The organism is uncultured Campylobacter sp., assembly GCF_938017615.1.
Lineage (GTDB): Bacteria > Campylobacterota > Campylobacteria > Campylobacterales > Campylobacteraceae > Campylobacter_B.
The window spans coordinates 1-1,270 of sequence record NZ_CALIJA010000034.1 but is presented as its reverse complement, the minus strand read 5'-3'; the positions used below and the strand labels follow the sequence as shown (position 1 = coordinate 1,270).

The window sequence follows — 1,270 nt, the reverse complement described above, 5'->3', positions numbered from 1 at the left end:
CGCGATAAAAAATACATAGGCGCAGCAAGCGTGCCGAGCGGTGCACGAAACGAGCGACGGGAGTGAGGCAATCTTTTAAATTTTACTCTCGCAAGCCTTAAAAAAATCCACTGCGTCACGGCTCGACTTCTTTTTCTGCGTAGCTCGCCGCACTGCCAAAATTTATCGCATGACAAAATCAAGTAATCTAATCGCGCAGGTTCTGCCAAAATCGCCCGCTCAAATTTTAAAAAATCTCGCCATTTACTTTAAATTTTATCGCTAGGCCGCGCAAAGTTTGCGTCAAATTTCATCGTCTCGCTAAGTTAAAATTTCGGCTCCTTTAAAATTTTCCTCTGTGCGAGCTCTCGGAATTTCTCCTTTTTTTGAAATTTTAACGCACATTTAACTAAAAAATTCAATAATTTCAAATGTATATTTTACTTTTTAAAGGAGAACATATGAGAAAAACCGCCCTTGTTTTAGCGCTTCCGCTCTTTTTTACGCCCGTTTTAGGCTTTGATGTAGCCAAACTCAACGCCAAAAAAGTCGCGCCGTACGAGCAAAAGACGCAGGAGTTTAGGCTGCCCGTAGGCATCGACGAAAACGGCGTCATAGACGAGGCAAAGCTCGGCGACTCGCCTTATGCAAAGACCGTCATCTACGGCGCGAAGCTCATCAACGAGACGACGAGGTATCTCGGACCGCAAGCAAAGGACGAAAAAATGCGCTTTGCGGGCAACAACCTCTCCTGTTCGAGCTGCCATACGAGCGGCGGCGTCGTGCCCGATCAAAGCCCGTTCGTGGGTATCTACGCGAGATTTCCGCAGTATGTCGCGAGATCGGATCAGCTAGTCACGCTGCAAGACCGCATAAACGGCTGTTTTCAGCGCTCGATGGCGGGCAAAGCGATCCCTACGAACTCCAAAGAGATGCGCGCGATGATCGCCTACATGCACTGGCTCTCCGCAGGATATGAGGTCGGCGCAAAGGTAAAAGGCCAGGGGCTGCCGAAGGCGCAGTTTTTAGACCGCGCGGCGGATCCTAAAAAAGGTGGCGAAATTTACACCGCAAAATGCGCCGTCTGCCACGGCGAAAACGGCGAAGGGATAAAAAACGAGGGGTTTGCTCAAAGCGGCGATTACTACACATTCCCCGCGCTTTGGGGCGATGACAGCTACAATACGGGCGCCGGTATGTATAGGCTCATCGAAGGAGCGAGGTATGTCAAAGCCACTATGCCTAAAGGGGACGCCTCGCTAAGCTGGGAGGAAGCTTTCGACGTGACGGC

General features: G+C 50.0%; 1 protein-coding gene. It reads left to right on the top strand.

The features are described 5' to 3' along the window. Positions 1–440: 440 nt before the first annotated feature. Positions 441–1,270: c-type cytochrome (locus tag Q0620_RS01430; protein ID WP_298782909.1), on the top strand; the 830-nt coding region annotated here is incomplete at its 3' end.